The sequence below is a fragment of the Paenibacillus cookii genome, assembly GCF_018333375.1.
In the GTDB taxonomy this organism is placed as follows: Bacteria; Bacillota; Bacilli; order Paenibacillales; family Paenibacillaceae; genus Paenibacillus_AQ; species Paenibacillus_AQ cookii.
This window is the reverse complement of sequence record NZ_BORW01000016.1, coordinates 12,849-37,884: the sequence shown is the minus strand read 5'-3', so window position 1 is coordinate 37,884 and position 25,036 is coordinate 12,849. Positions and strand designations below refer to the sequence as shown.

Annotated in this window: 25 protein-coding genes, 1 pseudogene and 1 other annotated feature; of the genes and pseudogenes, 3 read left to right on the top strand and 23 right to left on the bottom strand. The window is 53.1% G+C overall.

From position 1 onward, the window contains the following. Positions 1-32: 32 nt before the first annotated feature. The 7 genes from KI367_RS15395 to KI367_RS15365 form a co-directional block, all read right to left on the bottom strand. Positions 33-440, bottom strand: coding sequence for an SMI1/KNR4 family protein (locus KI367_RS15395; RefSeq protein WP_306433240.1), 408 nt, complete (start codon positions 438-440; stop codon positions 33-35). Between the two features lie 251 nt (positions 441-691). Then, positions 692-1,777: a GerAB/ArcD/ProY family transporter gene (locus KI367_RS15390; RefSeq protein ID WP_036714014.1), complete on the bottom strand. Its 1,086-nt coding sequence runs from the start codon at positions 1,775-1,777 to the stop codon at positions 692-694. Positions 1,778-1,792: 15 nt separating this feature from the next. Beyond that, positions 1,793-2,026, bottom strand: coding sequence for a hypothetical protein (locus KI367_RS15385; protein ID WP_036714011.1), 234 nt, complete (start codon positions 2,024-2,026; stop codon positions 1,793-1,795). A gap of 11 nt (positions 2,027-2,037) precedes the next feature. Beyond that, complete coding sequence (locus KI367_RS15380; protein WP_212950711.1) at positions 2,038-3,216, bottom strand: Ger(x)C family spore germination protein; 1,179 nt, start codon at positions 3,214-3,216, stop codon at positions 2,038-2,040. Then, positions 3,213-4,712 (bottom strand): spore germination protein, encoded by a 1,500-nt coding sequence (locus KI367_RS15375; RefSeq protein WP_212950709.1) that lies wholly within the window; start codon positions 4,710-4,712, stop codon positions 3,213-3,215. Before KI367_RS15375 ends, KI367_RS15380 begins: the two co-directional genes overlap by 4 nt. Positions 4,713-4,961: 249 nt before the next feature. Further along, positions 4,962-6,341: an amidase gene (locus tag KI367_RS15370; protein ID WP_036714006.1), complete on the bottom strand. Its 1,380-nt coding sequence runs from the start codon at positions 6,339-6,341 to the stop codon at positions 4,962-4,964. A 228-nt stretch (positions 6,342-6,569) separates the two neighbouring features. Next, positions 6,570-6,734 carry a hypothetical protein gene (locus tag KI367_RS15365; RefSeq protein ID WP_156124696.1) on the bottom strand — a complete coding sequence of 55 codons (165 nt, stop codon included), beginning with the start codon at positions 6,732-6,734 and terminating at the stop codon, positions 6,570-6,572. A 333-nt stretch (positions 6,735-7,067) separates the two neighbouring features. Here KI367_RS15365 and KI367_RS27190 point away from each other — a divergent pair, with 333 nt between their 5' ends. Together KI367_RS27190 and KI367_RS27185 are read left to right on the top strand one after the other, a co-directional pair. After that, positions 7,068-8,207, top strand: coding sequence for a GTP-binding protein (locus KI367_RS27190; protein ID WP_246536972.1), 1,140 nt, complete (start codon positions 7,068-7,070; stop codon positions 8,205-8,207). Beyond that, positions 8,180-9,028: a GTP-binding protein gene (locus KI367_RS27185; RefSeq protein ID WP_246536971.1), complete on the top strand. Its 849-nt coding sequence runs from the start codon at positions 8,180-8,182 to the stop codon at positions 9,026-9,028. Before KI367_RS27190 ends, KI367_RS27185 begins: the two co-directional genes overlap by 28 nt. Positions 9,029-9,098: 70 nt before the next feature. Here KI367_RS27185 and KI367_RS15355 read toward each other — a convergent pair whose 3' ends face one another. Together KI367_RS15355 and aroC are read right to left on the bottom strand one after the other, a co-directional pair. Beyond that, positions 9,099-9,599: a GNAT family N-acetyltransferase gene (locus KI367_RS15355; protein ID WP_212950707.1), complete on the bottom strand. Its 501-nt coding sequence runs from the start codon at positions 9,597-9,599 to the stop codon at positions 9,099-9,101. A gap of 76 nt (positions 9,600-9,675) precedes the next feature. Next, positions 9,676-10,734 carry a chorismate synthase gene (aroC, locus tag KI367_RS15350; RefSeq protein WP_212950705.1) on the bottom strand — a complete coding sequence of 353 codons (1,059 nt, stop codon included), beginning with the start codon at positions 10,732-10,734 and terminating at the stop codon, positions 9,676-9,678. Between the two features lie 108 nt (positions 10,735-10,842). Between aroC and KI367_RS15345 the strand changes: the two genes are divergently transcribed. Next, a complete protein-coding gene (locus tag KI367_RS15345; RefSeq protein WP_036714002.1) occupies positions 10,843-11,739 on the top strand; it encodes a LysR family transcriptional regulator in 897 nt (298 codons plus the stop codon). A gap of 87 nt (positions 11,740-11,826) precedes the next feature. On the opposite strand, the gene KI367_RS15340 is transcribed toward KI367_RS15345, so the two are convergent. The 14 genes and pseudogenes from KI367_RS15340 to KI367_RS15275 form a co-directional block, all read right to left on the bottom strand. After that, a complete protein-coding gene (locus tag KI367_RS15340) occupies positions 11,827-12,810 on the bottom strand; it encodes an NAD(P)H-quinone oxidoreductase (protein ID WP_212950703.1) in 984 nt (327 codons plus the stop codon). Between the two features lie 271 nt (positions 12,811-13,081). Next, entirely contained in the window at positions 13,082-14,611 is a 1,530-nt protein-coding gene (locus KI367_RS15335) for a glycoside hydrolase family 31 protein (RefSeq protein WP_212950701.1), read from the bottom strand. Between the two features lie 26 nt (positions 14,612-14,637). After that, a pseudogene (locus tag KI367_RS15330) lies at positions 14,638-15,718 on the bottom strand (DUF2264 domain-containing protein). A gap of 248 nt (positions 15,719-15,966) precedes the next feature. Beyond that, the gene (locus tag KI367_RS15325; protein ID WP_212950699.1) at positions 15,967-16,161 is read right to left on the bottom strand and encodes a small acid-soluble spore protein H; all 195 of its coding nucleotides are present in this window, start codon (positions 16,159-16,161) and stop codon (positions 15,967-15,969) included. A gap of 59 nt (positions 16,162-16,220) precedes the next feature. Then, positions 16,221-17,015 (bottom strand): carbohydrate-binding protein, encoded by a 795-nt coding sequence (locus KI367_RS15320; RefSeq protein ID WP_246536982.1) that lies wholly within the window; start codon positions 17,013-17,015, stop codon positions 16,221-16,223. A gap of 97 nt (positions 17,016-17,112) precedes the next feature. After that, the gene (locus KI367_RS15315; RefSeq protein ID WP_212950695.1) at positions 17,113-17,940 is read right to left on the bottom strand and encodes a DUF817 domain-containing protein; all 828 of its coding nucleotides are present in this window, start codon (positions 17,938-17,940) and stop codon (positions 17,113-17,115) included. Between the two features lie 24 nt (positions 17,941-17,964). Further along, entirely contained in the window at positions 17,965-18,204 is a 240-nt protein-coding gene (locus KI367_RS15310; RefSeq protein WP_212950693.1) for a helix-turn-helix domain-containing protein, read from the bottom strand. A gap of 10 nt (positions 18,205-18,214) precedes the next feature. Then, a complete protein-coding gene (locus KI367_RS15305) occupies positions 18,215-18,697 on the bottom strand; it encodes a DUF2975 domain-containing protein (protein ID WP_212950691.1) in 483 nt (160 codons plus the stop codon). Positions 18,698-19,059: 362 nt separating this feature from the next. Next, positions 19,060-20,145, bottom strand: a complete 1,086-nt coding sequence (gene asd, locus KI367_RS15300; RefSeq protein ID WP_212950689.1) for an aspartate-semialdehyde dehydrogenase — start codon at positions 20,143-20,145, stop codon at positions 19,060-19,062. 188 nt (positions 20,146-20,333) lie between these two features. Next, positions 20,334-20,595, bottom strand: a binding site (T-box leader). Between the two features lie 130 nt (positions 20,596-20,725). Continuing rightward, entirely contained in the window at positions 20,726-21,196 is a 471-nt protein-coding gene (locus KI367_RS15295; RefSeq protein WP_212950687.1) for a pyridoxamine 5'-phosphate oxidase family protein, read from the bottom strand. Between the two features lie 205 nt (positions 21,197-21,401). After that, positions 21,402-21,737, bottom strand: a complete 336-nt coding sequence (locus tag KI367_RS15290) for an ArsR/SmtB family transcription factor (RefSeq protein ID WP_246536970.1) — start codon at positions 21,735-21,737, stop codon at positions 21,402-21,404. A gap of 203 nt (positions 21,738-21,940) precedes the next feature. Continuing rightward, a complete protein-coding gene (locus KI367_RS15285; protein ID WP_036713991.1) occupies positions 21,941-23,236 on the bottom strand; it encodes an arsenic transporter in 1,296 nt (431 codons plus the stop codon). Between the two features lie 15 nt (positions 23,237-23,251). After that, complete coding sequence (locus KI367_RS15280) at positions 23,252-23,599, bottom strand: ArsR/SmtB family transcription factor (protein ID WP_036713989.1); 348 nt, start codon at positions 23,597-23,599, stop codon at positions 23,252-23,254. A 161-nt stretch (positions 23,600-23,760) separates the two neighbouring features. Then, the gene (locus KI367_RS15275; protein WP_036713987.1) at positions 23,761-24,999 is read right to left on the bottom strand and encodes an MFS transporter; all 1,239 of its coding nucleotides are present in this window, start codon (positions 24,997-24,999) and stop codon (positions 23,761-23,763) included. Between the last annotated feature and the right edge of the window lie 37 nt (positions 25,000-25,036).

Here is a 25,036-nt window from a genome sequence, read left to right as displayed (position 1 = left end):
AGCGCGTCAGCCAATCCCGGCGGCTCTTCTTTTTACCCTTTTTCCACAAAATGATGGTCAAAATAAGCTTTAAAACTCGGATACAACAACACAAGATGCTCTTGGAGCTGCTTCCGATCCGTATGTACTTCGTCCAACCCGAACAAAATGTCGTGGTCGATTTCGTAAATCGCCTGTTGATCTTCGTCCGGTCCGCTGCCCACGTCGATGCACCAAATGCATCCGTACTCCGCATCCCATGTGAATGGAAGATAACCAATCCTGCAGAGCAGCGGGTTGTACATGTCCCGGATGTTTTTCAAAGGCTCGTTCGTATCCTGCTCCGGAATATCGTCGAAATAGTGATGATAAGTGGAGATGAAGGCTTTGTACCATTCCGGAAACGTCAGGCCGCATCCATACGCAAAACCCGTCCTCCCCAACCTTGCTGTGCCGGTCATAATAAGCTTCAAATCCTGATTTGATGTAGTCTCGTATATTCATCGCGGGTTCCCCTTCAATATGAAAAAGTCCGAACTTCAAATGCTGCAGCCTTTAGCCGCTCCGGTTCGTATTTTTATGGTAACCCAAGCCGGCAATCCAAAGAAACCCCTAAAAGACAAAAAATAAAAAGCCGCTGGAAAGCGGCTTTTCGTTAAACATGACTAAACGGTATAAGCTATGCTTCCTCCCCTTGTCCGCCCGCAAGAATTCAGGAAGATATTTTCCGCCGCAGCCATGCGACAGCCACAAGGAGAAGCGGAACCAGGACGAGCACGATCACCGACGAACCTGTCCCTCCCGTAGGGAAATAGTGGAGCATTTGCTGGAAGTTTTTTGCGACCCATATGCTAAACACCGAGATCAGCAGACCGACCGGAAAAACAAGCGGACGATAATCCTTGATGTTTAGCCACTCGGCAAGATTCAGGGACAGCGAGTAATACCACATCGAAATTTGCACGAAACCGCCGAGAATCCACAAGGCCATCACGATCGCTTCCACGTGCGAGAAAAAGTCGGAAATGCTGATATACCGGGAAGCCGACAGAAAAGGAAACGTCAAATTAGCCGTAGTTTCCCCGAACAAAAACAGGCAGGTAAAGTTGGTGATCACCATCGTAAGCATCATGAGAAATACGGCGAATAGCCCTCCTTTAACCCCTTTGTCCCCCTTCCGGACCGACGGATAAAAAGACGTGATCAGCAAAAATTCCATAAACCAGACCGCAGGCTCCAAGGAGCCTTTCAGCGAAGGGAGCACCCCCATTCCGAAGACCGGAAGCATGTTCAAAACGTTGTACTCGGGCAGAAGGAACAAAAAAATGGCCGCGACGAACAAAAAGAATATCGGCGCAAAAATCATCGCAAACCTCCCGATGACTTCCACGCCCGAACGCACGGCAAACGAGGACGTGGCCACGATGGAGCCGATGATCACGGTCAGCGGCGTCTGCGAGAGAAAAGCCTGCACGATAAACTCGGCATATTCCCTCGTAATCAATCCGATCGCATCGATCTGGAAAAACAGGAGCATGAATCCGAGCACGCTCCCGAGCCACTTGCCAAACACGCGGTTCAAATGGCAGATGATCGTTTCCCCCGGATAATATCGGTTCATGATCCACGCAAGCCCCACGCATAGGAAACCAAACACCGAGCCGATGATAGGCGACAACCACATATCCTGCTTCGCATACATGGCCGTGAATGACGGTACGACGAGAATCGAGGTGCCGCCGATCATCAAATACATCATTAAACCCAATTGGATGTTCGAGATTTTTTCCTTCTCCATCGTTTCCGTCCCCTCCTATCCTTCTGGATAAAAGATGCTCCAGATCGGTTTCGTCACGTAATTGATGAATTCGGTCGGACCGGGAAGGCGGGGGAACCACATCAAAGCAATCGCCAATGCCCACCCGGCCGAGGCCAATACCGTAAAAGCCGCCTTTTCTTTCTTGTTTTCGGGGCGAAATCTCGGATATTCGTAAAAAAACATCAGCAAAACCAGCAGGGTAACCCCCAAGTTTTTCAAAATAATCATCGAGTTCCCCCTTATTTATAACTTTTTCCGGAAAATCCCGGCGATAGAATTTTGACTCGGGATTCGGTGCGAACGTTGACGTTAGGAAAAATTTCATCCCAGCGCCGCTGCTCCTTCAGCCATACCTTGGGATATTTCCTCCAAAAAGCGTCCGAAGCTCCGAATATGTCGGCACCCGTTTCCCTTTGAATGAGCCGGAACGTTTCTGCCACCCGTTTTTCGATTTCCTTGTTCAGTTGCTCTTCCACGCCGCGCAGCTCCTGCGGTTTCGTCACGTTGACGCGGGTTTCGTTTTGCAGGATGCTTGCTTCCGCATCAAAACGGACGATGATGCTCCATGAATGACCGCGGATTACGGGAATGAGGGACGTTCGGCCTTTGACGATCCGCACGGTCATCATGCCTTCATCCTTCCCACGGTTGCCGCTAACGGGAAAAGTGACATTGGTCCTCTTCAGTTTGTTCCGGATCAGCTGCGTTTCGCGTTTGACCTTATCGCCGAATGTTCCCGTCAGTTTCCCATCCTTAAGCACGGCCGCTCCGGTGATGTATGGAAAGGTGTTTCCTTCGGGTTCCACTCTTTTATCCACCAGCGGAACGACGGCCGCTTTGGATCTTCCCGTAAGCATCTCGCTCAAATCTTTAAGCGAAACGCCCATTCCGAACGGCAAAATAGCCATCTCGCGCAGCGTCTCCGCAACATCCCTTTCGACCTTCGGAATGATTTTCAAAATTTCTTTCGCATCCCCCTTGCTCACGAAAACGTAAGCGCGCTCGCGCGGCTGCGGGTGGCGGAAAATAAAATCCATTTGATTCAGGATGCCTTGGCGCGCAAGTTTCTCGCCAAAAATAAACACCTCGCCGTGTCCCCAAAAAACCTTTCGCGGCATCTGTTCCTGCAGCTTGGCCGCCGCATCGGCAAAATCGGTTCCTGTGGCGCTTTGCACGATAATCGAGTTGTTTCCTCCCGAGCCTCCGCCCATTAAGCTGTTGCTTCCCCCTTCGCCGCTAGATTGGTTGGGCGTAAAAACCTGCACGGAAAGTTCCACGTTTCCATTTTCGGCGAGATCCAGCCCTGCCGCCATAATCAGTCCAAGATCGTTGACTTCCGTCCGGTCCCAGCACCCTCCGATCAGAGGCAGTATGCAGAGTAAAAAGCAGGTCATGCCGAATTTTCGGAGCAGCCTCATGTTTTGTTCCCTCCATCGGGGGGACCCGGACGTTGATGGGAGCCTTGCCGGTACCGGTTCCAGAATCCCGTTTTCGGTCTTCTGTTCATTTTCCAAAACGGTGCCCGGACGCTGACATCCTTCAACTGGTTCCAATGGGTGACGGTGGCGAACGAAGTATACGGCACGCCAAACGACCGCAGCGAGAAGAGATGAGTCAAAATAAGCGCAAATCCCATCATCAAACCAAAAAAGCCGAGCGTTCCTGCCAAGAGCATCATCGGAAATCTCAGCAGCCGGATGGTTATGCCAAGGGTGAAATGCGGAATCAAAAAGGAGGCAATGCCGGTGATTGCAACGACCATCACCATCGGGGAAGAAACGAGGCCCGCCGCAATCGCAGCTTGTCCGATGACGAGCGCCCCCACGATGCTGACCGCCGAACCGATCTGTTTGGGCAGCCTCACTCCCGCTTCACGGAGCGCTTCGAACGTAATCTCCATCAGCAGGGCTTCGACAAGCGCCGGAAAAGGAATTTGTTCCCGCGATTTCGTCATGTTCAACAGCAGCGTGGTCGGAATCATCTCCTGATGAAACGTGACGACGGCCACATAAAAAGAAGGGCCGATTAAAGCAATAAGGGAAAACAGATAACGGAGCCACCGGATCGCGGAGCCGATATAATAACGTTGGTAATAATCTTCGGGCGAATGCAAAAACGTAAAGATCGACGTCGGCATGACCAGGACGATCGGAGTCCCTTCAACCAGGACCGCCGCCCTTCCTTCAAGCAGATTGGCCGCCACGACATCCGGACGTTCGGTCGTTTGCATTTGGGGAAACGGCGAATACGGATTGTCTTCAATGAGTTCCTCAATGTTCCCGCTCTCCAATATTCCGTCGACGTCGATTCGTCCCAGTCTCGCTTCGATTTCTTTAATCAGCGCCGGATCTACGATATCGTTCAGGTAAGCGATCACGACCTCCGTTTGGGAATAACGCCCGATCCGCATCGATTTCATCTTCAGCGCCGGCGTTTTCAGCTTTCGGCGAATCAGGGAAACATTGTCGATCAGCGTCTCGACGAATCCTTCGCGCGGGCCCCGTACGACCGATTCGGCCTCCGGTTCGGTGATGGAACGTTTTTCCCACTTGGCCAATGAAAACGAGAGCGCTTGATCCTCATCTTCCATCAGCAGAACCGGATTTCCGTTTCCAATCTCCATGATCAGTTGATCAAGCGTTGCTGCCTTGGCGAACGACGATACGGGCAAACATTCGCATAATGCGCCAAGTCCCCCCTCTTGGTCCTTCATCTTTCGCAGCGCCGGCTCCAGAACAAACTGATTCAGTTGATCGCTGTCGGTCAAGCCCGTCAAATAGATGACGGCCGCTGCCTTCTCGCCGCATTGGAGATGGTGAAATACGACATCATAACTATCTGCGTACAACGCTTTGATCCGATCGAGATTTTCCGTCAATCGCGGCGAAATTGCAGATTCGCTATCGTTGTTCATGTTCACGCCTCCCGGGAAATCATTCGTTAACGCATAGGAAAAAATCTGGTTTTCGGTTAGTATGTTCCTCCGGACTTGAGAAAATACGGAAATATTGCGTTTTTTTCTCTGTTCAGGCTGCCCCGGCGACGGCTATGATTCGCCATGTACTACGTGCGAGTGCTGGAACTAAAAAAGCATCCGGCGCGCGCAAGGCGTCCGGATGCCGGTTGAAACGGTCGTAAGACGTGGTTTTTTCGTTTAGTGCTTTTAATATCCGGCGCATATTTCGTCGCGCAGCCGGTAAAAATCCTGCAGCTGATCCTGCTCGTACGCATACCCGGCACGAATCAGCAAATCTTCCCTGCAGCGCGCGGCGACCAGCTGAAGCCCTACCGGAAGTCCTTCGCTCGTCAGACCGTTCGGGATGGACAGGGCAGGCAGCTCCGCCATATTGAATATGCCGGTGTAGCGGGTCATGGCATCAAAAATGCTTTCCTTGTACGACCCGATCTGGACCTCGTCCACGCCGATTTTTCTTGCCGGAATCGGTATGGTCGGCGTGGCGAGCACATCGATGTTTTCCCTGAACAGTTGATCGAATTTCTTCATATAGAATTCCTTCATCTTCAGCGCTTCAATATATTGTAGCGCGGTGATATCCCGCGAAGATTCAAGGAAAGCTCTCGCGTCAGCCCCGTACTGCGACAGGCAGCATTCCATCCTGGATTTGTGGACGTATCCTGCTTCGGACGCCGCGATCGTTAGCGAGACGTCGGCGTTGCCCGCAACAAACGACACGTCCGTATCGATCAGGATTGCGCCAAGCGCCTCCAGCGCTTCCAGGGATTTAACATACAGCGCATACGTTTCGGCTTCGATATGCTCGTTGAAATAACTTGTGGGCACGCCGATCCGAAGTCCCCGGATATCCTGCTTAAGGTACGGCAGATAAGACTGCTTTGCCATGGCCCCCGCAAGGATGGCCATATCCGTCATATTGGCGGTCAGCGGACCTACATGATCCAGCGTCCATGAAACGTTAAAGACTCCCTTGGCGGGAACCTTGCCATACGTCGGTTTCAATCCGACGACCCCGCATGATGCAGCCGGAATCCGCACGGAACCGCCGGTATCCGTTCCGACCGAGGCAACCGCCAAGTCGGCGGCCACGGCCGCTCCCGATCCGCCGCTCGAACCCCCGGGCGTGTATTCCGTTTTCCATGGATTATGGACGGGACCGTAGTGGGGATTGTTGGAGGTTACGCCCAGGGCGTATTCATGCATATTGTTTTTTCCGAGGAGAATGGAATCCTCCCGGTAAAGCCGCTGAACGATTGCCGCGTTTTTATCGGGAACATGATTCGCATCGATCGAAGATCCGTAAGTCGTGCGGATGCCTTTGGTGTCAATGTTGTCTTTATACGAAAGCGGAATGCCGTAGAGCAGCCCCGTCTGTTCGCCCGCGTTTTCTTTGGCCTCGGCCATCCGCGCCTCTTTGACCGCTCTTTGCTTCGCCACCGTGATATAGGTGTTCAGTTCGGGGTCCATGCATTTGATTCGTTTCAAATAATGTTTCGTTATTTCCAGGGGCGTAAACGAATGGTCCGCATAACCCGCCTGCAGTTCTTGTATTGATTTTCTGCCCATGACCTTTGTCTCCCTTCAATCCAAAATAAGGATAGAAAAAAGCCGATCCAATCCGGCTTTTTCCAGCGTCCCTATCAATTTATGCCGGATTTGATAGATTGGTATGGGGAAAAACTCATACATACGGAAAAAGGCTGGACCTCTCTTTCGAGAGGAACCGCCTGCGCAGGTCTGTCGATTGGAATGTAACGTTCCCGCTCGGTGCTTCCGACGGCAAAAAACCGCACATCAAATCGCGATACGCTCCAGAACGCGGCCGGCGAAAGCGAATAATCGCTTCCCAAGGTGCATGGACCAATCCATCATATGACCAATAGCCAGCGACAGGCAGCCTAATACCATGACGACCAAAAGGACGTTCAACCATATCTCATTTTTCTGTTTCTCTTCCATCGTAGTCACCTTCATGTCAAAAAATATGAATCTCGCCTTGCAAAAATGGATGTTGAGGCAACCATGGGCAAGACGATCGGAATGATTCTGAGCCCTAGTATAAAAGATCCTGCCGGTTTTCCCTATTGATTTGGCTTACGCCAACCTTACAGCCTTGTAAGCCATGCCCGCGGTAAAAAACATCTATAATCGATTTCTCCCCCTCACCGCCCGGCCATCACGGGTAAAATAAGGAGCAATAAAACAAACGGAGGCGATTGTCAATGCGGCAACTCAAAAATTCAACTCATTCGAAAGGACCATTTAACATGAGGAAATCGAGGTTTAAACGATATGAAAATCATCAATATTGGGGTGTTGGCCCATGTTGACGCCGGCAAAACGACGCTGACGGAGCAGATCCTGTACCAAACGGGGGTCAAGGAGCGCGCCGGGTCCGTCGACCAGGGCGATACGACGACCGATTCGCTGGAAATCGAACGGAGAAGAGGGATTACGGTCAAATCCGCAGCGGTATCTTTTGATGTGGACGGCTTGAAAGTCAATTTGATCGATACGCCGGGGCACGCCGATTTTATTTCGGAAGTCGAGCATGCTTTAAGCGTGCTGGACGGGGTCATACTCGTCATCTCCGCGGTGGAGGGCGTTCAGGCGCAGACGAGGGTACTCATGCAAACGTTAAAAGAGCTGTGCATACCGACGCTCTTATTCATGAACAAAATCGACCGCCGGGGCGCGAATTATGGGCAAGTGCGGACCCTGATCCAAGACCTGTTGGATCCCCATATCTGCGACATGACGGTCACGGAAAACGAAGGATCCGAAAACGCCGGAGTTCTCCCTGCGGATCCGGTATCCGCAGGATGGCTGGAAACGCTGGCCCTTCAGGACGACGAGCTGCTGCGGATGTATGCGGAGGACATCCCGGTTTCGGCAGACAGGCTGTATGAAGAATTGATCCGGCAAACCAAGGCAGGAAAAGCCTATCCTTTATTCGCCGGTTCTGCGGCCAAAGGCATTGGGGTCGATCGGCTGCTGTCCTGTCTGGGCGATTTCATTCCGACAAGCGGATCGGCCGTGCTTTCAACTGCCGAAGACCTTCCGCCGCTGTCGGGGTTCGTGTTTAAAGTGATCAAAGATTCGTCCGACGAACAAGCTGCTTACGTCCGGTTATTCGCGGGCCGGCTTCGGCTGCGGGATGAAGTTCGGGTCATTTCCAGGGCCGGGCACATCCGATCCTTGAAGGTCAAGCAGCTGTACGCCTTGCAAGCCGGGAAAAAAACAGCGGCCGGCTGCATCGAAGCGGGGGACATCGCCGTGCTTCCCGGAAGCGAATTGCACATAGGCGATGTGATCGGCTTCCGTTCCGACCGAATCAAGGACTTTGCCTTCCATAAACCGCCGATCCAGGTCCAGGTACTTGCCGAAAAAAGGAACATTCGGCGATGCTTCATCAGGCGCTCAGCAGGCTGACCGTCGAGGATCCTTATTTGGAATACCAACACGATCAGTACGCCAACGAGCATACGATCCGGGTATTCGGCAGGGTTCAACAGGAAGTGCTGGCCGATACCATCCGGGAGCAATACGGGATACAGGTGACTTTTTCCCCGCCAAAAGTGCTGTGCATCGAAAAACCGGCCGGTGTAGGGGAATCCGCGGAAATGATGGGGGATCCGGGCAATCTCTTTTGGGCCACCGTCGGTTTCACAGTCGAGCCGGGAACATCCGGCAGCGGGATCACCTATTCCTTGGCGGTTGAATTGGGGTCCCTTCCCCTTTCTTTTCAGAAGGCTATCCGGGAGACGGTTGAGGAAACGTTGAAAGAAGGTTTGTACGGTTGGCCCGTCACCGATATCGCCGTTACTTTGACGCATACCGGATACGCCAGCCCGGTATCTACGGCCAAGGATTTCCGGAGATTGGCCCCGCTCGTGTTGATGGACGCGTTGTCCAAAGCGGGGACGGCCGTTTTCGAACCTGTGAACGCCGTTCACTTGGTCGTGCCGGAGACCGCTTTAAGCAAAGTGATCACGCGGCTTGCGCAGCTTGAAGGCTCATTTCATGAGCCGGAGCTTCAAGGGACGGCGGTCCGTTTGAACGGGACCATTCCGGTGCGTACGGCCGACCGGCTGCAGACGGAGCTGAGCTCGTTAACCAACGGCGAAGGCCTGCTGTCGATGAAGCCGGGCGGATACGCGGAAGTCCGGTCCGCTTATCCGGAAAATGAACGCAGACGGTTGAATCCTTTGAACCGAGGGGAATACTTGCTGCGCTTGAACAAGATTCTGTAAATCCATAAAAAAAGAGTCCCGGTTCGCCGCCTTAGGCAATCGAGACTCTTTTTTCTTTGCAACTTTGGGATCAACCGATCGTTTTCTCCATGACATAATCGTCCATCACAAAACCGTTCCCGATGTCCGCTACCTGGGTCTTGACGGTTTCGAAGCCTTTTTTGTTGTACACGGCGATGGCCGAATGATTATGCCGGTTGACCGTCAACCAGATCGAGGCCAATTTTCGCTCTTTGCAGCGCCCGGTCAGTTGTTCCATCGCTTGGCTGGCATATCCTTTTCCCCGCTCTTCCTTGCGGATGTAGAATTTGCTCAGGAACAGCTTGCCTTCATCCTCTCTGACGGCCAAATAGCCGACGTTCCGGCTCTCTGCTTTCATGACGTAATATTCATATCCTTGCCTTTTGATTTGCTCCGTCATGGCCGGAGCGAATTGGAATTTCTCCACCATATATGCGATTTGTTCCTTCGAGATAATGCTTACGAAATACTCGAACCAAATTTGCGATGCCATTTCAGCGACGGTTGCGATTTCGTTCTCCGTTTCCACTTTGGCCAGCATCAAGTCCATAACCTTCCCCTCCTGTGTTTGCGCATGGCAAAAGGAAAAGGCCAGCCGATCGAAAATCCGTCGGCTGACCTCCTTTCTATTCGTCCAGCAAAGCTGCCTGACGTTTGTAATGATCTTCGACGACCATGCATGCCATCGCCTCGATCACCGGCACGACGCGCGGACAGATGCACGGATCATGTCTGCCGATCGTTTGAATCTCCCTTTCGTTCCCTTCCACGTCCACGGTCCGCTGCGGAGCGGAGATCGACGACGTCGGCTTGACGGCCACCCGGAACACGATCTCTTCCCCCGTGCTGATGCCGCCGATGATGCCTCCCGCGTTGTTGGTGAGGAAACCGCTCGCGTCCATCTGGTCGTTGTGTTCGCTGCCCCGCATCGCGGCCGCCTGAAAACCGGCGCCGAATTCGATGCCTTTGATCGCCCCGATCGACAGCATGGCTTTGGCCAGCTCCGCATCCAGCTTGTCGAACACGGGCTCTCCGAGTCCAGGCGCGACGCCGCGAATGCGGCATTCGACGATGCCGCCGCAGCTGTCGCCTTCGGCCGACAACCGTTCGATAAGTTCGATCATGCGTTCGGCCGCCGCCGGATCGCATGCGCGCACCGCGTTGCGTTCAATGGCGCTTTCATCGAAAACGTCGCATTGGATGCCGCCGATCTCGGTCGTGTAGGCCACGACCGAAACGCCCCGACGTTCCAGCAATTTCCGCGCCACGGCGCCCGCGGCCACCCGGCCTGCCGTTTCTCTGCCCGAAGCTCTGCCGCTGCCGCGGTAGTCGCGGATCCCGTATTTTTTGTCGTAGGTGAAATCCGCATGTCCCGGTCTGTACATGGATTTGATGTCATCGTACGCCGAAGGGCGCATGTCCGTGTTGTTCAACAAAATGCACAGCGGCGTGCCGGTCGTGCGTCCCTCGAATATTCCGGATACGATCCGGATTTTGTCATATTCCTTGCGCGGCGTCGTAACGGAGGATTGCCCCGGCTTTCTCCGATCCATCTGAACCTGAATGTATGCTTCGTCCAGCTCGACCCCCGGCGTAACGCCTTCCACGATGACGCCTACCGCCTCCCCGTGGGATTCTCCGAACGTGGTCATTTTTAATCGTTCTCCAAACGTGCTTCCTGCCATATCGATTCCTCCATGTTGTTGGGATTCCTTTTTATATAGTTTAGCGTTATATTTGAAATAAATGAAATTGCAATTTTCCCTGTTTGACATAGAGAGGATTGATATCAAATGGTCATCAATACCGAATGGTACCGCATCTTCCTTCATGCTGCCGAACATTCCAACCTTACCAAAGCGGCTCAAACCTTGCATATGACGCAGCCTTCCGTTAGTTACGCCATCAAGCAGCTGGAAGAAGCGCTCGGGGTCGCTTTGTTCGACCGGCTGTCGAAGGGCGTGCGGCTGACCCAGGAAGGCCATGCCTTGTACCTGCACGTGAGACAGGCTTTTGCTGAACTGGATTCCGCGGAGCGGCACATGAAGAAGCTGAAGGGCTTCAGCGAAGGAAGGCTGCGCATCGGCGCAAACGGAGCGATCATCAAGGATTTCCTCCTGCCGTCGCTCGACGTTTACCATGCCCGATATCCGCATGTGCGAATCCAGATGTCCCAGGAAAAAACGAGCCGGATATTGGAGCGCCTGAAAAACGGTTCGCTCGATCTCGGGTTCGTCCATCTCCCGATTTCGGACGACGAGATCATGATCCATTCCACCCAAGCCTCCCCGTATTGCGCGGTGGCAGGCACCGCCTTTGCCGATTGGGCCCGGCAGCCTCTATCGGCGGCAACGCTAACCAAGCTTCCTTTGTTGATGTTATCTCCCGACAGTTCGACCCGCTCTTTTATCGAAGGATGGTTTCGATCGCAGGGATTTGAAGCGGAAGCCGATTTCGAGTTAACCAATTTGGACATGCTGGCCGAGTTTGCAAGGCGCGGGTACGGGGTTGCTTTTTTGCCCCGAACGTTTGTCGCTTCCGATATCGCGGACGGTTCCCTGCTGGAACTTGTCACGGAAATCCCCTTGCCCGACCGGCGGATCGGCATCGCGGTCCCGAAGGCCCTGACCCCGTCGTTGGCCGCAGGGGCGTTTTTGGAGCTGCTTCAGGACAAAAAAGACCGGGCTTAAGGTAAACAAACTTCAGATTCGAAAGAAAAACAGGAGGATGACCCGCGCTAACGGGGCTGTCCTCCTGTTTTTAACATGTTCCGATCTTTACCGTGTTTTCACGTCCAGGATGATTTTCCCGATATTCCGGTTGCCCAGCATATGCTCGTGCGCTTCCTCCGCTTTTTCCAAAGGAAAGGACGTATCGACGACGGGCAGAATCTCCCTTTTTTCGAAATAAGGCAGCACCGCCTGGTAAAAATCCCGCGTCAACCGTGCTTTGTAATCGTCGTCCCGCGGCGTCAGCAGCGTTCCCGTCACCTCGATCATTTTGGACATCAGCGGAAACAAGTCCACCTTCTCGACGGTGCTGCCTCCCAAAATGCCGATCAGCACCCAGCGGCCGCCTTTTTTGATGCTGTTCAAATTCCGGGTCCAGTAATCCGCTCCGACGAAATCAAGGATGACATCGGCCCCTTGGCCCTCCGTGGCCTTCAGCACTTCCTCGTCAAAGTTTTGCTCTTTATAGTTGATAAGGACGTCGGCACCAAGCTTTTGGCAAAAATCAAGCTTTTGCCGGCTGCCGGCCGTCACGATGACTTTGGCGTTGCGCAGCTTTTTCGCGAGTTGAATCGCCGCCGTGCCCACCCCGCTTGCGCCGGCATGAATTAATACCGATTCGTTCTCCCGGAGCTTTCCGATCCAAAACAGCGTTTGATAAGCCGTCAGGAACACCTCCGGGATCGCGGCCGCTTCCGCGAACGTGAAGGATTCCGGAATTTTCATCGCCCGATCCGCGGGCATAACGGCATATTCCGCATAACCTCCCCCATTGACCAACCCCATGACGCGGTCGCCGGCTTTAAATCCGGTATCGCCGCTTGCCTCTGCGACCGTTCCGGCGACTTCAACGCCTAAAATGGGATGAGTCATATAACCCGCCTTCCCCTGCCGGTTAACGATATCGGTCCGGTTGACCGCTGCAGCATGCACTTGGATCAGCAGTTCGCCCGCAGCCGGGCGCGGAATTTCCACTTCTTTCATTTCGAGCGAACGACGCTCGTCCGATCGATTGACCGTGACACCTAACATGGCATAGCCTCCTGCGTTTTAGCGTGATGTATATGAGATTATGATCGCCAAGATGGCCGATTCTATGACCCGTACCTTTTTTATTATAGTGCCCGGCTTTTTTTATCACAAACTAGGGCGGCCGGCCGCCGTCGCTGAAGCAGATCAAAATAGTCGTGCCATGATTGACTCCATGTCTTCTATCATGGTTATAAGGAGTTATAGACCGGGGCATAATCAATCGGCAGTCCAGCGCTTGAAGATCAAGCGGCTGGACTGCTTTTTTGGCGTTTTATTGCTTTCGGTACCACGGAAGCCTCGACAGCGGAGCGGCAACTTCCCGTTCGCACGGTCCGATTACGATGCTGCCGTCATCCCCCTGCCACGTTCCGGACGGGAAGACTATTTTACGCGTTACCGCGCCCTTTTTGACTACCGGAGCCACCAAAATATCGTCCCCCAGCATAAATTGATCGCTTACCTGCTCATATCCTTCTTCCGGAAACACATAGGCCAAATGCCTCATGATCGGTTCACCCGTTGCTGCGGCGGACTTGGCCAAAGCCGCGATTTCCTCTCCCATTCGGCAGTGCAAATGCGCCGCTCGAATGCAATGCTCCAAATGCGTCTCATCCAGCACCCTCCACGGCGCGGTAGAAAATTGCATCATCGGGAACAACGCCGAACACTGTGCGTAACGGACGAACAGCTCGGCATCGACTTCAAAATCAGGCAGGATCAAGTCCCCGTACTGCCCGCCGCCGACCATGTCCGGACAATGAAACGCATAACCCGCAAGTCCCTGCGCCAAACCGTTCGGAATCAAGCTGGCCAGGCCGTCGTTTCCCCAGCTGTGGTTTTTGTCGCTGAGCCGCTGCACCAACGGCTGCCCTGCGCATTTCCAGCAAGCCCGGTATTCGTTGAAGGCATATCGCAATCCGATGCGGGCCCAAGCCTCGCATTGGCCGTTCGGCGTCATCGGCTGAGCGCTGACATCATCGGTACGGTAATATTGGGGATCTCCCGCGTCCAATTTAAAACCGTCCACTCCGTAATTATGGATAAGCCGGTCCAGTTCGCCAGTAAACCAATCGACGGCTTCGGGATGCGATCCGTCCAAAACGGCGCTGTACCCGTTCCACCATTCTCTGACGATCGGGCTTCCTGCGGAATTCCGCAGCAAATACCCCCGCTGCCGGAGCATGCGGAACACCTCGCCGTCCGGGCTGATAAAGGGGCAAACCCACAGCATGACGCGGAATCCGAGCTCATGGAGCCGGTCGATCATGCCTCTCGGATCGGGGAAACGGCCCGGGTGGAATTCAAGCGTTCCGTAATCTTCATGCCAATTGTCGTCGATCATCAGAATCCCCGGCGGAAGCCCGTGTTCAAGGATCGCCTCCGCATAGGCTATCACCTTCGCCTGTGTCGGCTCGTAGCTCATTTCCATCCAGGTGTTATACTGGGGAACGTTAAAAAACTGCATGTCCGGATACGTTCCGGATGGCGGGAAATGGTTTCGGGAGGCCTGAAGGAACGCGCCGCGCAAATTCCCTCCGTCCGCTCCGAACGTCAATGTCCCCTTCTCCCCTTCAATGGTTAATTGGCCTTTGGCCAACGCAAAACGGAAGGGCTCATCCGACCAGACATACCTCCCTTTGTTTGAAAGAAGCAGCGGATTCCCCTGATTGTACGCCAGGTCCCCCGACAGATCGCGCCGATGCGGCAGTGCCCCGAAAGGCATATGCGTCCCGTCCTGAACGGCCCCGCCCCACCAGCATTCACCAGGCAATAAAGGAATCGTTATCGTTTCGTTATACATGAATTTCCCTCCTCTTTTCCCGCCGCCTACAAGCTTTTATCGATCGGAAAAGAACGTCCCGACCATGCCCGGCGCGAGGTCCAATCCTGGTCCGGATCGCTCCAGAACGGAGACTCCGCCGGAAGCCCCAGCGGCAAAAAGACAAGGGAACAAAGATATACACTTCCGGTCGAAATGTATAACTCGCCGATTTCCGGCTGGTCGCCGCAAAAGCCGATGTTCAGCCACCCCTGTTCGTCATAAAAACCCGGGGCTTCCGCCATTCGCCGCATGACCGCCGTCAATGCGCAGCGCACTTGGGACGGGGCAAGCTTGTCGGGAAGTTCGCCGCGGAGCGCCATATGGCTTAACGGCTGAAAAGCGCCGAAACGGTACGCCAGCGATCGGCCGATCGGAGGAAACGTCCCTTCCGGCGAAATCAACCTTTCCTGGATCGCCGCATACCGTTTTGTTCTCTGAACGGCCATTTCCTTCCGGGCGGCCCAATCCCCGTATCGATCGCCGACCGTTTCCAGAATATCAAGCAGCATCGGATGAATGACGAACCCGTTGTAATAGTCCCATGCGAACTCCTCCCCGTCCGAATACAGCCCGTCGCCCACGTACCAATGTTCATGCTGCTTTAGCGCATAGTCGATCCGCATCGGGTCCCACTGCTCGCCGAATCGCATACAAAGCTTGCGCCACATTTCGTCGGACTCGGGCGTCCAGTTGATCCCACAGCTCGTTCGGCGCACGCAGAATCGCCTGGGCCAGAAACGCGATGTCGACCAGCGGCTGCTCGCCTTCGGTCAAGTTGACGTAATCCGGGGAATCCGGATCCGTCCCCGCATCGATCGCCATCCGCGCCAACGCCGCGTACCGCTCGCGCAGCTCCCCTTCCGCTCCAGACCGTGCGCCCGATTCAAGCCAAGGAGCCATGCCGGCCAGCAATCGGCCGAGCGCCTCCAAATGCATATACCGAATCCGCGAAGGATCCCCTTTAATCGGCATCACGGTTTTCAACCGTTTTTCGGAAAGCGCATTCAAAACCGGGTCCGCAATGCGGCACAGCGTCTCCACCCAATACTTTCTGCTGTCCAGTACCATATCCAAGTCGCACCTCATTTTTATCGAAATGATGTCATCCCTTGCCAAATCATCTACAACCAAATAACTCATTTCTTCGCGACCCGCCCATTTCCTTTTCTAACTTTAAATTTATTCGACAACAACGCATCAAAAAAATCCCCCGCCGGATTCCTCCGACAGGGGATTTCATTGCAGTTATGGCCGACGCCGGGCACTTCCCCGAACCGTTGAAGGTTCTTGGCACGCTTTTTCGCGCCGGGATATTGCAGGTCGGTATCGCGTTTTTATCCCAACGCTCCATCTTGCTCCGATAACGAATATAACGGCACTTCCCGTTCCTCTTCCGGATTGCCGAGCGGATAGATGCGGGCCGTTTCCGTTTGCTCGTTGACGTGCTGGATGTAGATCTGCGTGCCTTCGCACAGCACGTTTGCCATGACGGGTGACGCAGCGATTTCTTTTGCCCTTTGAACATTCATGCGAAAAGGCCTCCTTGCTTGATCGGTACGCCTTTTACTATGCGCTAAGCCAATAATCGCTATTCGCGTTTTGCCCCTTCGCGGCCGAATATCTCGATCTGGCTCAGCGCCGGGAACGGGGACGGATCATCTGCTTTTATCAGTTCTTTTATCGTGACCCACTCCACGTTGCGCGGCTCAAAAACGATCGTTTGCTTCTTGCGGGTTTTGATCAAATCCGCCGTATGCCGGCTTCCGTCCGAAAATGCCAACGTAGCCCGCTCCCAATAACTGTCGTGCGGGAAATCGGCCCGGATCGTTAACGCGACCTTATCGATTTCGACGAGCCTGCCAAAATGGACGGTAAGCTCCGCATCGGGACGCTGGTTGATTCCCCAGGATTCGAACGGCCACTTTCCGTGCGAAAAGTTCACGCCGTTGCCATTAATCACGTTTCGGGCGGCAAACACGGATTCGCCGCGCGTTTCCACGTTGGCGCAAGCGTGCGGGAAACACGCAACGTTTTCGTGCTGGTCGTACACATTAAGCGCAACATCCTTGTAAGCGCCGATTTCATCTTCCGTTGCCAATCGCACGGTCAACACATGCAATTCGCCCGCAAAGGCTTTAGGGGAATAGGAAAACTTTTTTTCGCCAAACGGTACGGCAAAGCGGTATTCGTTATCCGTTAAATAGACGAAAGCCGGCCCCATGGCATCGTCAAGCTGAAGGATGAGATAAACGTTTTTCGATTCGCTTCGTAAAATGATTTCGTCCCCTGGCTGATAGGCACCCGAATATACGAGTTGGGCTTGGCCGTCATCCGAGCCGGCTGCCTTGACGATCCCGTCGTTGCCGCGAACTTCGAGGGTCATTCGGTTCAATTGGCATCCTCCCCATGTTCATGTTTGCTGTGATCCTTTACCACCATATCACAACTTCCTGAAACTGGGTACTCCCGCTTGGAACATGTCAAGAATCGGACTTTTTAAACGAAAGGCCTTGACGTTTCAACAATGGCGCGGCATCCGTCCCGGCGGGTTGATTCCCCTTCACCTGCTTTAACGTCGCTACGATCAAAAAGCTAACGATCACCAACAAAAGCCATGAACTCACCTTCCCGAGATGGACCAAACTCCACGCTTCGGCCTGATTCGGATATTTCCAAGCTCCAAAAAACGTGGCGATATTTTCGGCGATCCATATAAAAAATCCGATCAGCACGAAGGAAAGCGCGAGCGGCATCCGGTACCGCGTTCCATTGACCTCGTAAACGACCCAGGATTTCCAAAAGACGACGATGACCAGTCCCGACAACCACCAACGAACGTCAATCCAATAATGGTGGGTGAAAAAATTCAAATATATCGACGCCGCCAGGGATACAACCGCCATAAACGGAGGCCACCGGACCAGTTCGACCTTCAGCCTTCTCCATGCCTGGCAAAGATAACTCGCTACGCTTGCGTACATGAATCCGCTGTACAAAGGCACTCCGTAAATTTTGAAATATCCTTCCTCCGGATAGGACCACGAGCCCATATGTACCTTAAAAAGCTCCAGGGCCAGGCCGATCAGGTGGAACAAGGTGATGACTTTCAGTTCATCCCGCGTTTCAAGCCCAGAGCGGACCATCCACCATTGCATCAAAAGACAGATGATGAGCAGCCAGTCATACCGCGGCAGGAAGGGAAGCGGAATGATCTGCGTTAGAGCCAAAGAGGCGAAAATAACGACGGGAAACAAACAGGAAAAGGCCTGCTCCCAACCGAAACGGACGAGTTGCTTTAGTGCTCTCAAAATCCTTCCCCCCCATGCTTGAGTTTAAAAATCTCCTTCGGATGAATCACGGGAGTCTTCGTCGCTCCGGTATTCCAGAATATCTCCTGGCTGACAGTCCAAAGCCTTGCAAATCGCCTCCAAAGTGGATAAACGAATCGCTTTTGCCTTCCCCTTTTTTAATATCGAAAGGTTGGCCATCGTGATCCCGACCCTCTCCGACAGTTCCGTGACGCTCATTTTCCTTTTGGCCAGCATGACGTCAATATTGATGATGATTGCCATAGTTTTCACCTCAGACCGTTAAATCATTTTCAGATTTGATGTCGATCGCTTCTTTGAGCAATTTTTGAAGCACGGCCGCAAACACCGCAATGACCATGGAAGCGAAAGGAACCACCAAGCCGACGAAGATCACGCCCGGGGCGTCGTCCTTCTCCGCAAAGAGATAAAACAGCGGCAGGACCAGCACGTGCAAAATACTGATGGCGATGGCGCAGCGTTTGATGTTCTTCAGAGCCATGACGGCCAAATCGGTGAACGCCTTGCTTTGATCGATGTACTGCAAAAGCTTGAAGGCTTGGTACAAAGCAATGTAAAAAGGAATGGCCGACGCGTAAAAGACGGCGAAAACCAGATATTTGACAAGAGCGAATTCCGGAAGCAACTCCGCCGCAAGCTTCCCTAACTCAGGCACCAAAAAGACGCACAAGGCAAGGATCGGAACTCCAATGAAAAACAGGGCTATTTTCAAAAAAAGCGTTGACACCCGTTGCATAAAAAGCACCTCACTCATTGATTATCAACTTGAATTTAGCATACTATTTATCGTTTTACAATAAATAATTGCCGTTTAGGGTCATGTTTTTGTTGTCATTTAGAAAAAACTCCGTCAGCCGCCCTGCTTGCAAAAGGAAAAAACCGCGGAAGACCGCGGTTTGTCAAAGCGTGCGCGTTTCGCGCCGCATCCTTTGCCATAGTTCATCATCCGTTCATCCACATGACCTTCAACGTTTTTGCCCATGGGGAAAGACGCTCCGTGGAAAGCGATCCTGCGGTGGAATGTCCGTTCAAAAAAGCATCGGTGAAAAAAAACAGCAAGCCCCTAAAATCAGGATGCCTGCTGCTTTGCTATGCCTCTTATTTTGCCTGAATATATCCTTCCGCTTTCAGCAATTCGGCAATCAGTACGGCGCCGCCTGCCGCTCCGCGGAGCGTGTTGTGCGAAAGGCCGACGAATTTGTAATCGTAAATGGAATCCTCGCGCAATCTGCCCACCGAAACGCCCATGCCGCGTTCGATGTCGCGGTCCAGCTTCGTCTGCGGACGGTTTTCTTCTTCAAAATACGTGATGAACTGCTGCGGCGCGCTCGGGAGGCCAAGCTCCTGCGGACGGCCTTTGAACTCGCGCCAGCGCGTGATGATCTCCTCTTTGGACGGTTTGTTTTCAAAGGAGACGAAGACGGTGGCCAAATGTCCGTCCGTGACCGGAACGCGGATACATTGGGTCGTAATGAGCGGCGAGCTTGCCTTGACGATTTCGCCGTTTTGAAGGCTGCCCCAAATGCGCAGCGGCTCCTGCTCGCTTTTTTCCTCTTCGCCCCCGATGTAAGGGATCACGTTGTCGAGCATTTCCGGCCAATCGGTAAAGTTTTTGCCTGCGCCCGAGATGGCTTGATACGTCGATGCGACCACTTTTTCCGGTTTGAAGTCAAGCAAGGCATGAAGCGCCGGCACGTAGCTCTGAATGGAGCAGTTCGGTTTTACCGCGATAAACCCCGTTTTGGTGCCCAGACGTTTTCTTTGCGCTTCAATCACGCCGATATGGTCCGGGTTGATCTCCGGAATGACCATCGGAACGTCAGGCGTCCAGCGATGGGCCGAGTTGTTGGAAATGACCGGAGTTCCCGTCTTGGCGTAGGCTTCCTCCAGCGCTTTGATTTGATCCTTGCTCATATCCACCGCGCAGAAAATAAAATCGACCTGCGAAGCGAATTCCTCCACCTGCGATGCATCCTGCACGACGATGGTTTTGACCGGCTCCGGAATGGGACCGGCCATTTTCCATCTGCCCTGCACGGATTCCTCGTACGTTTTGCCCGCCGAGTTTTTGCTCGCCGCAATCGCAGTCACTTCAAACCAAGGATGTTGATCCAGCAGCTGCACAAAACGCTGGCCAACCATTCCCGTTCCTCCGACAATACCCGCTTTAAGTTTTTCAGACATAAGTTTTCAATTCCTTTCGATTGTGTCATCTGGCTTCAGGTTTGTTTGGATCGTCCGTGTACCGGACTCGTATTGTTGCGAAATTCCCTTACTCAATAACTATTCAATGCATCTTTGCCGCGTACATGGCGTACATGACCTATATGAATGCTTGATACAATAAAAAATCCCACCCCCAAGACCGTAGTCTTAGGGACGAGATTTGAACACTCGTGGTACCACCCCAAATTCGCCAATATGTCGCCATATTGGCCTCTTCAAGTACGGCATGCAAACCATGCATATACTCTAGCTCTGTAACAGGAGCACCTGGCACACTATCCCCGCGGCTTGCGGTTCCAATGTGCTGCTCGGAGGCTTTGTTCAATAAACGCTTCTTTGCTCCTTTTCAGCGGACGGAGCTCTCTGGGAAAGAATCGGCTTATCTACTCTTCTCTTCATCGCATTTGATATGACGCTTCATTAGATATTACGTTAATAATATAAAAAAATCGTTTGAAGGTAAATATTTTTTTGAATTTTTCGCGCGGGTGGTTCAAATTTCCCTGTCGAATGCCTTGGCGCTTGCGGGACGGCCCGCTTAACGCTTGGTTTCCTTTACCGTTTCGTTCCAACGCTCGAGCACTTTGCCTTCATGCTTCAACCGGATTTGAATGCCCGAGGTAATGTCCGCATATTTGGCCTGATCCTCTTTAAACGATTCGACGGCGGCCGAAAACCGTTCCAACGGATGTTTAGCGCCTTCCAATATGCCGATGCGATGAAGCGAAAGCCTTACGTAATTCACCTTGCCTTTATAGACGGCGACGAGAACGGCTTTGCCGCTTCGGATGCAATTTTGGGTCGTGTTCGTTCCCGGCCACAATGCGATCCGCAGCGTTTTTTTATCCAGGGCGACGATTTCGCCGACGCTGACCATGGCGTTGTGCGGCCATCCGTCTTCGGTTACGGTCATCAAAAACATCGCCTCATGCTGTTTCCGTTCGAGATGTTCGCCGTTTAACAGCTCGAAAAGGTCATCCGAAAGCTCGGGCACGTGCAACTGCTGCATTTCCCTACATCCTTTCAAAAAATGAAGTCGACCGGCCAACGTGACAGGGCCCCCACCAGCGAACCAGATGCCCGGTTTCCGTCCATGCCTGCCACACCAATTTCGCGCGGCGCATCAAAAGTACGGTTGAATAAGATTTCCCGGTCCTGTAGGTGTGCTCCGTTTCCACCCCGTTAGCCCAATCCTCCATCGCCCCAGGTTTTCCCTATTCGGGACGTTGTTTCTGATTCTCTTTCATAACCTGCAAATATTGCTCCAGCCGATCCAACCGTTCCTCCCAAACCTCGGTGATCGATTTCAGCCAATCCTCCATCTCTTGAAAGGACTCCCGGCGCAAACCGTAAAACCGGCGGTTCGCTTCCGCATGGACTTCGACGACCCCCGCTTCAAGAAGTACGCGGAGATGCTTCGAGGCTTGCGGCTGCCGAATGGCAAGACGTTCGCTGATCTCCCCGACGGTTAAGGGGCCGCGCCGGAGCAGTTCCACGATTTGAAACCGGTTGGGTTCGGCCAGTGCGCTGAATACATTCGTGTTGTTCACTGAACCCGCTTCCTTTCTTTGCAACATTCTCTGAATTTAATGTATCATAACGGGAATATTCCTTCAAGGGAATATTAAATTCCAAATGTCTTTCTGCCTTTTTTTCGTCCGCGGGAATGTTTCCAGCGTTCAGACGTACGGATCGATAACATTCGAGGTTTGACCCGAGATACCGATGCCCGCTTCCGTCATGGTTTGGACCGCTAAACCGCCATCAACCACAAATAAAGCCCGACAAGCGTGATGAATAACGTCGGGATGGTCAGTATAATCCCCGTTTTGAAGTAGGTCCCCCAAGAGATTTTAACGCCTTTGGCGCCGAGCACGTGCAGCCACAGCAGCGTAGCCAGCGAGCCGATCGGCGTGATTTTCGGTCCGAGATCCGAACCGATGACGTTTGCGTATACCAGCGCTTCTTTGACCGCGTCCGTGGCATGAACCGCATGGATGGCCAACGCGTCGATCATGACCGTCGGCAAATTGTTCATCACCGAGGACAGGAATGCCGATAGGAATCCCATCGAGATCGTCGAGACAAACATGCCTTGGTTGGCCGCAGCCCGGATCAATTCGGCAAGCCAATCGGTCAACCCGGCGTTTCTGAGCCCGTAAACGACGACGTACATCCCGATCGAAAAAAACACGATGGCCCACGGCGCCCCTTTGATGACGTCCTTTACGGGAACCATCGGGCTTTTCCGCGCCATCAGCAAAAAGAATACCGCAATGATTCCCGCAATGATGCATACCGGCATGTCCAAAAATTCGCTGACAAAATAACCGACGAGCAGCACGCCGAGCACGATCCACGACCATCGGAACATCACCGGATCCTTGATCGCGTCGGAAGGCGTTTTTACGTAAGCCAAATCATACTTCTTGGGGATGCTTCTCCGGAAAAACAAATACAGCACCAGCATGCTGGCGCCCAGCGCAAACAGGTCCGGTACGATCATGCGGCCGGCATATTCCATAAACGTGATTCCGAAAAAATCCGCCGACACGATATTGACCAGATTGCTGACGACAAGCGGCAACGAGGTCGTATCCGCAATGAAGCCGCAGGCGATGATAAACGGAAACACTTTTTTCTCGTCGAAACGAAGCGCCCGGACCATCGCAAGCACGATCGGTGTTAGGATCAGGGCGGCTCCGTCGTTGGCGAAAAATGCCGAAACGACGGCTCCGAGAACGGTCACGTATACGAACATCCGAATACCGTTGCCGCGGGCGGCCCGCGCCATATGCAGCGCAGCCCACTCGAAAAAACCGATGCTGTCCAGAACCAGCGAAATAATGATGATCGCGATAAACGTCAGCGTCGCGTTCCAGACGATCTGGGTAACGTCCCACACGTCCCCGAACGTGACTACGCCAAAAAGCAGCGCCAAAACCGCCCCGCCGCAGGCCGACCAGCCGATGGACAGATTTTTGGGCTGCCAAATGACAAACGTAAGCGTGATGAGAAAAATGATGACGGCTAGAATGACTGATAGCAAAAGTATACCCTCCAATTAACAACAATTAGGCGTGATCCCTTGTTCTTCCAACGCCTTGAATTCCTGGTCTTGAGCCGGCACATGGTCCATGATGTCCGCTATAAGAGCATGATGCCTGCTTTCGGGATTCCAAGCGTAGTGGACCCACTGCCCTGCCTTTCTTTCCTTTAAAAGCCCCGCGTCCTTTAATTTCCTTAGATGCTGGCTGATCGCAGGCTGGCTCACTTCAAAAATTTCGACCAGCTCGCATACGCAGCATTCCCTGTGTTGAAGCAGTTTGATGATCGTAAGCCGGGTCGGATCACCCAGCAGCTTCAGAATTTGGGCGATCCCGCCCCCTTCGTCGGACACGTTTTTTGGCATCTCCTCACATCCTCGATTCATTGATGAACTTCATCATTATATAAGCATATGCTTATATAGACAATAGACTTGTTGCGCCTGTTATCGGAAAGAGACGCTGGGCACTCATGAACGGGCCGGTACGAAAAAAACCCCCGGAATCCCGGGGACAACTGCCTGCATTAAATCAGCTCGTTTCTTTTCTTTAAAGATCGATACAAAACTACGCTGCAAACGGCGCAGACGGCCGCGCACAGCCCGATAAACCCGTATCCGGCCTGCAAACCGCGCAACAATCCGGTTTCGGTTTCGCCCCCGAAGATCGCTTTGGCGCCTTCGATCACGCCTCCGATCAGGTAATTGCCGATCACGCTGCCGACGCCCATCAGCGTAACGGTAAAGGTAATTGCAGTATCGCTGCCTCCCGGAAACCTCTTGGCGATAAAAGCCATCACCGTTGGATAAATCATCGCCACCCCAATGCCCGCCGCGGCGAACAAAAACGCAAAAGACTCCCCGCCCGCGATCGCCGCAAACGTGCAAACGGCCGAAAACGCCGGAAAAATAACCAGAGATAAGGTGAAGCCGATTTTATCGGTAACCGGTCCCAAAAGCAGCCTGGCCAGCGTAAAACACAAAAAGAATCCGGACAGCATGCCCGAGGCTTTGACCGGCTCCCAGCCGTATGCCTTCTCAAGAAAATTGACCAGCCAGCCGCCGACCGCCAGCTCCGAGACGACGCCAAACGAAAGGATGAGCACCGTGAACCATAACACCCGGTCCCGCAGCAACGTTTTTAACGGAACCCGCTCCTCGTGGGACAGCTGATCGCCGGGGAACGTCCCGCACAAAGCGAATATCATCGGCAAAACGGAAAGCGACAGCATCAAGAGATACATGCCGCGCCAATCAAGGGGATGGCCGAAAAGGCTCGCCGACATGAAACCGGTTGCGATCATGGGCGCCACGGTCGAGCTAAGCCCATAAAACCCGTGAGCCAAATTCATCATCGTTCCCGTGTTTTTCACGAAAATTCTCGCCCCCAGAATGGCTAGCGCAATCTCAAGCATGCCGTTGCCGATATACATGAAGAAATACGAAGCCGAAAAGGCCGGGTAACTGCGGGACAAATAAATGAATACGCCTGAAAGAATCATCGCGCCAAAGGAAAGGCTACTGACGATTTTAATCCCCCACCATCGCGTCAACGCATTGGTAAACGAACAGGCGATCAAATATCCAAGCGCGTTCAGCGACAACAAAGTGCCGATCTGGGATTCGTCCAGCATAAAGTCGATCTGAATCCGGGGAATGGCCGGCCCTTTGATGTTTTCCGAAAATCCAAAGATAATGAAACCTAAAAAAATGGTCGCCAATTGAATGACATACCTGCTATTCGTTTTTTTCAAACGTTTCTCCACTCCGCTAAACCTCCAAGCCGATTGCGCGAGCGGCCGC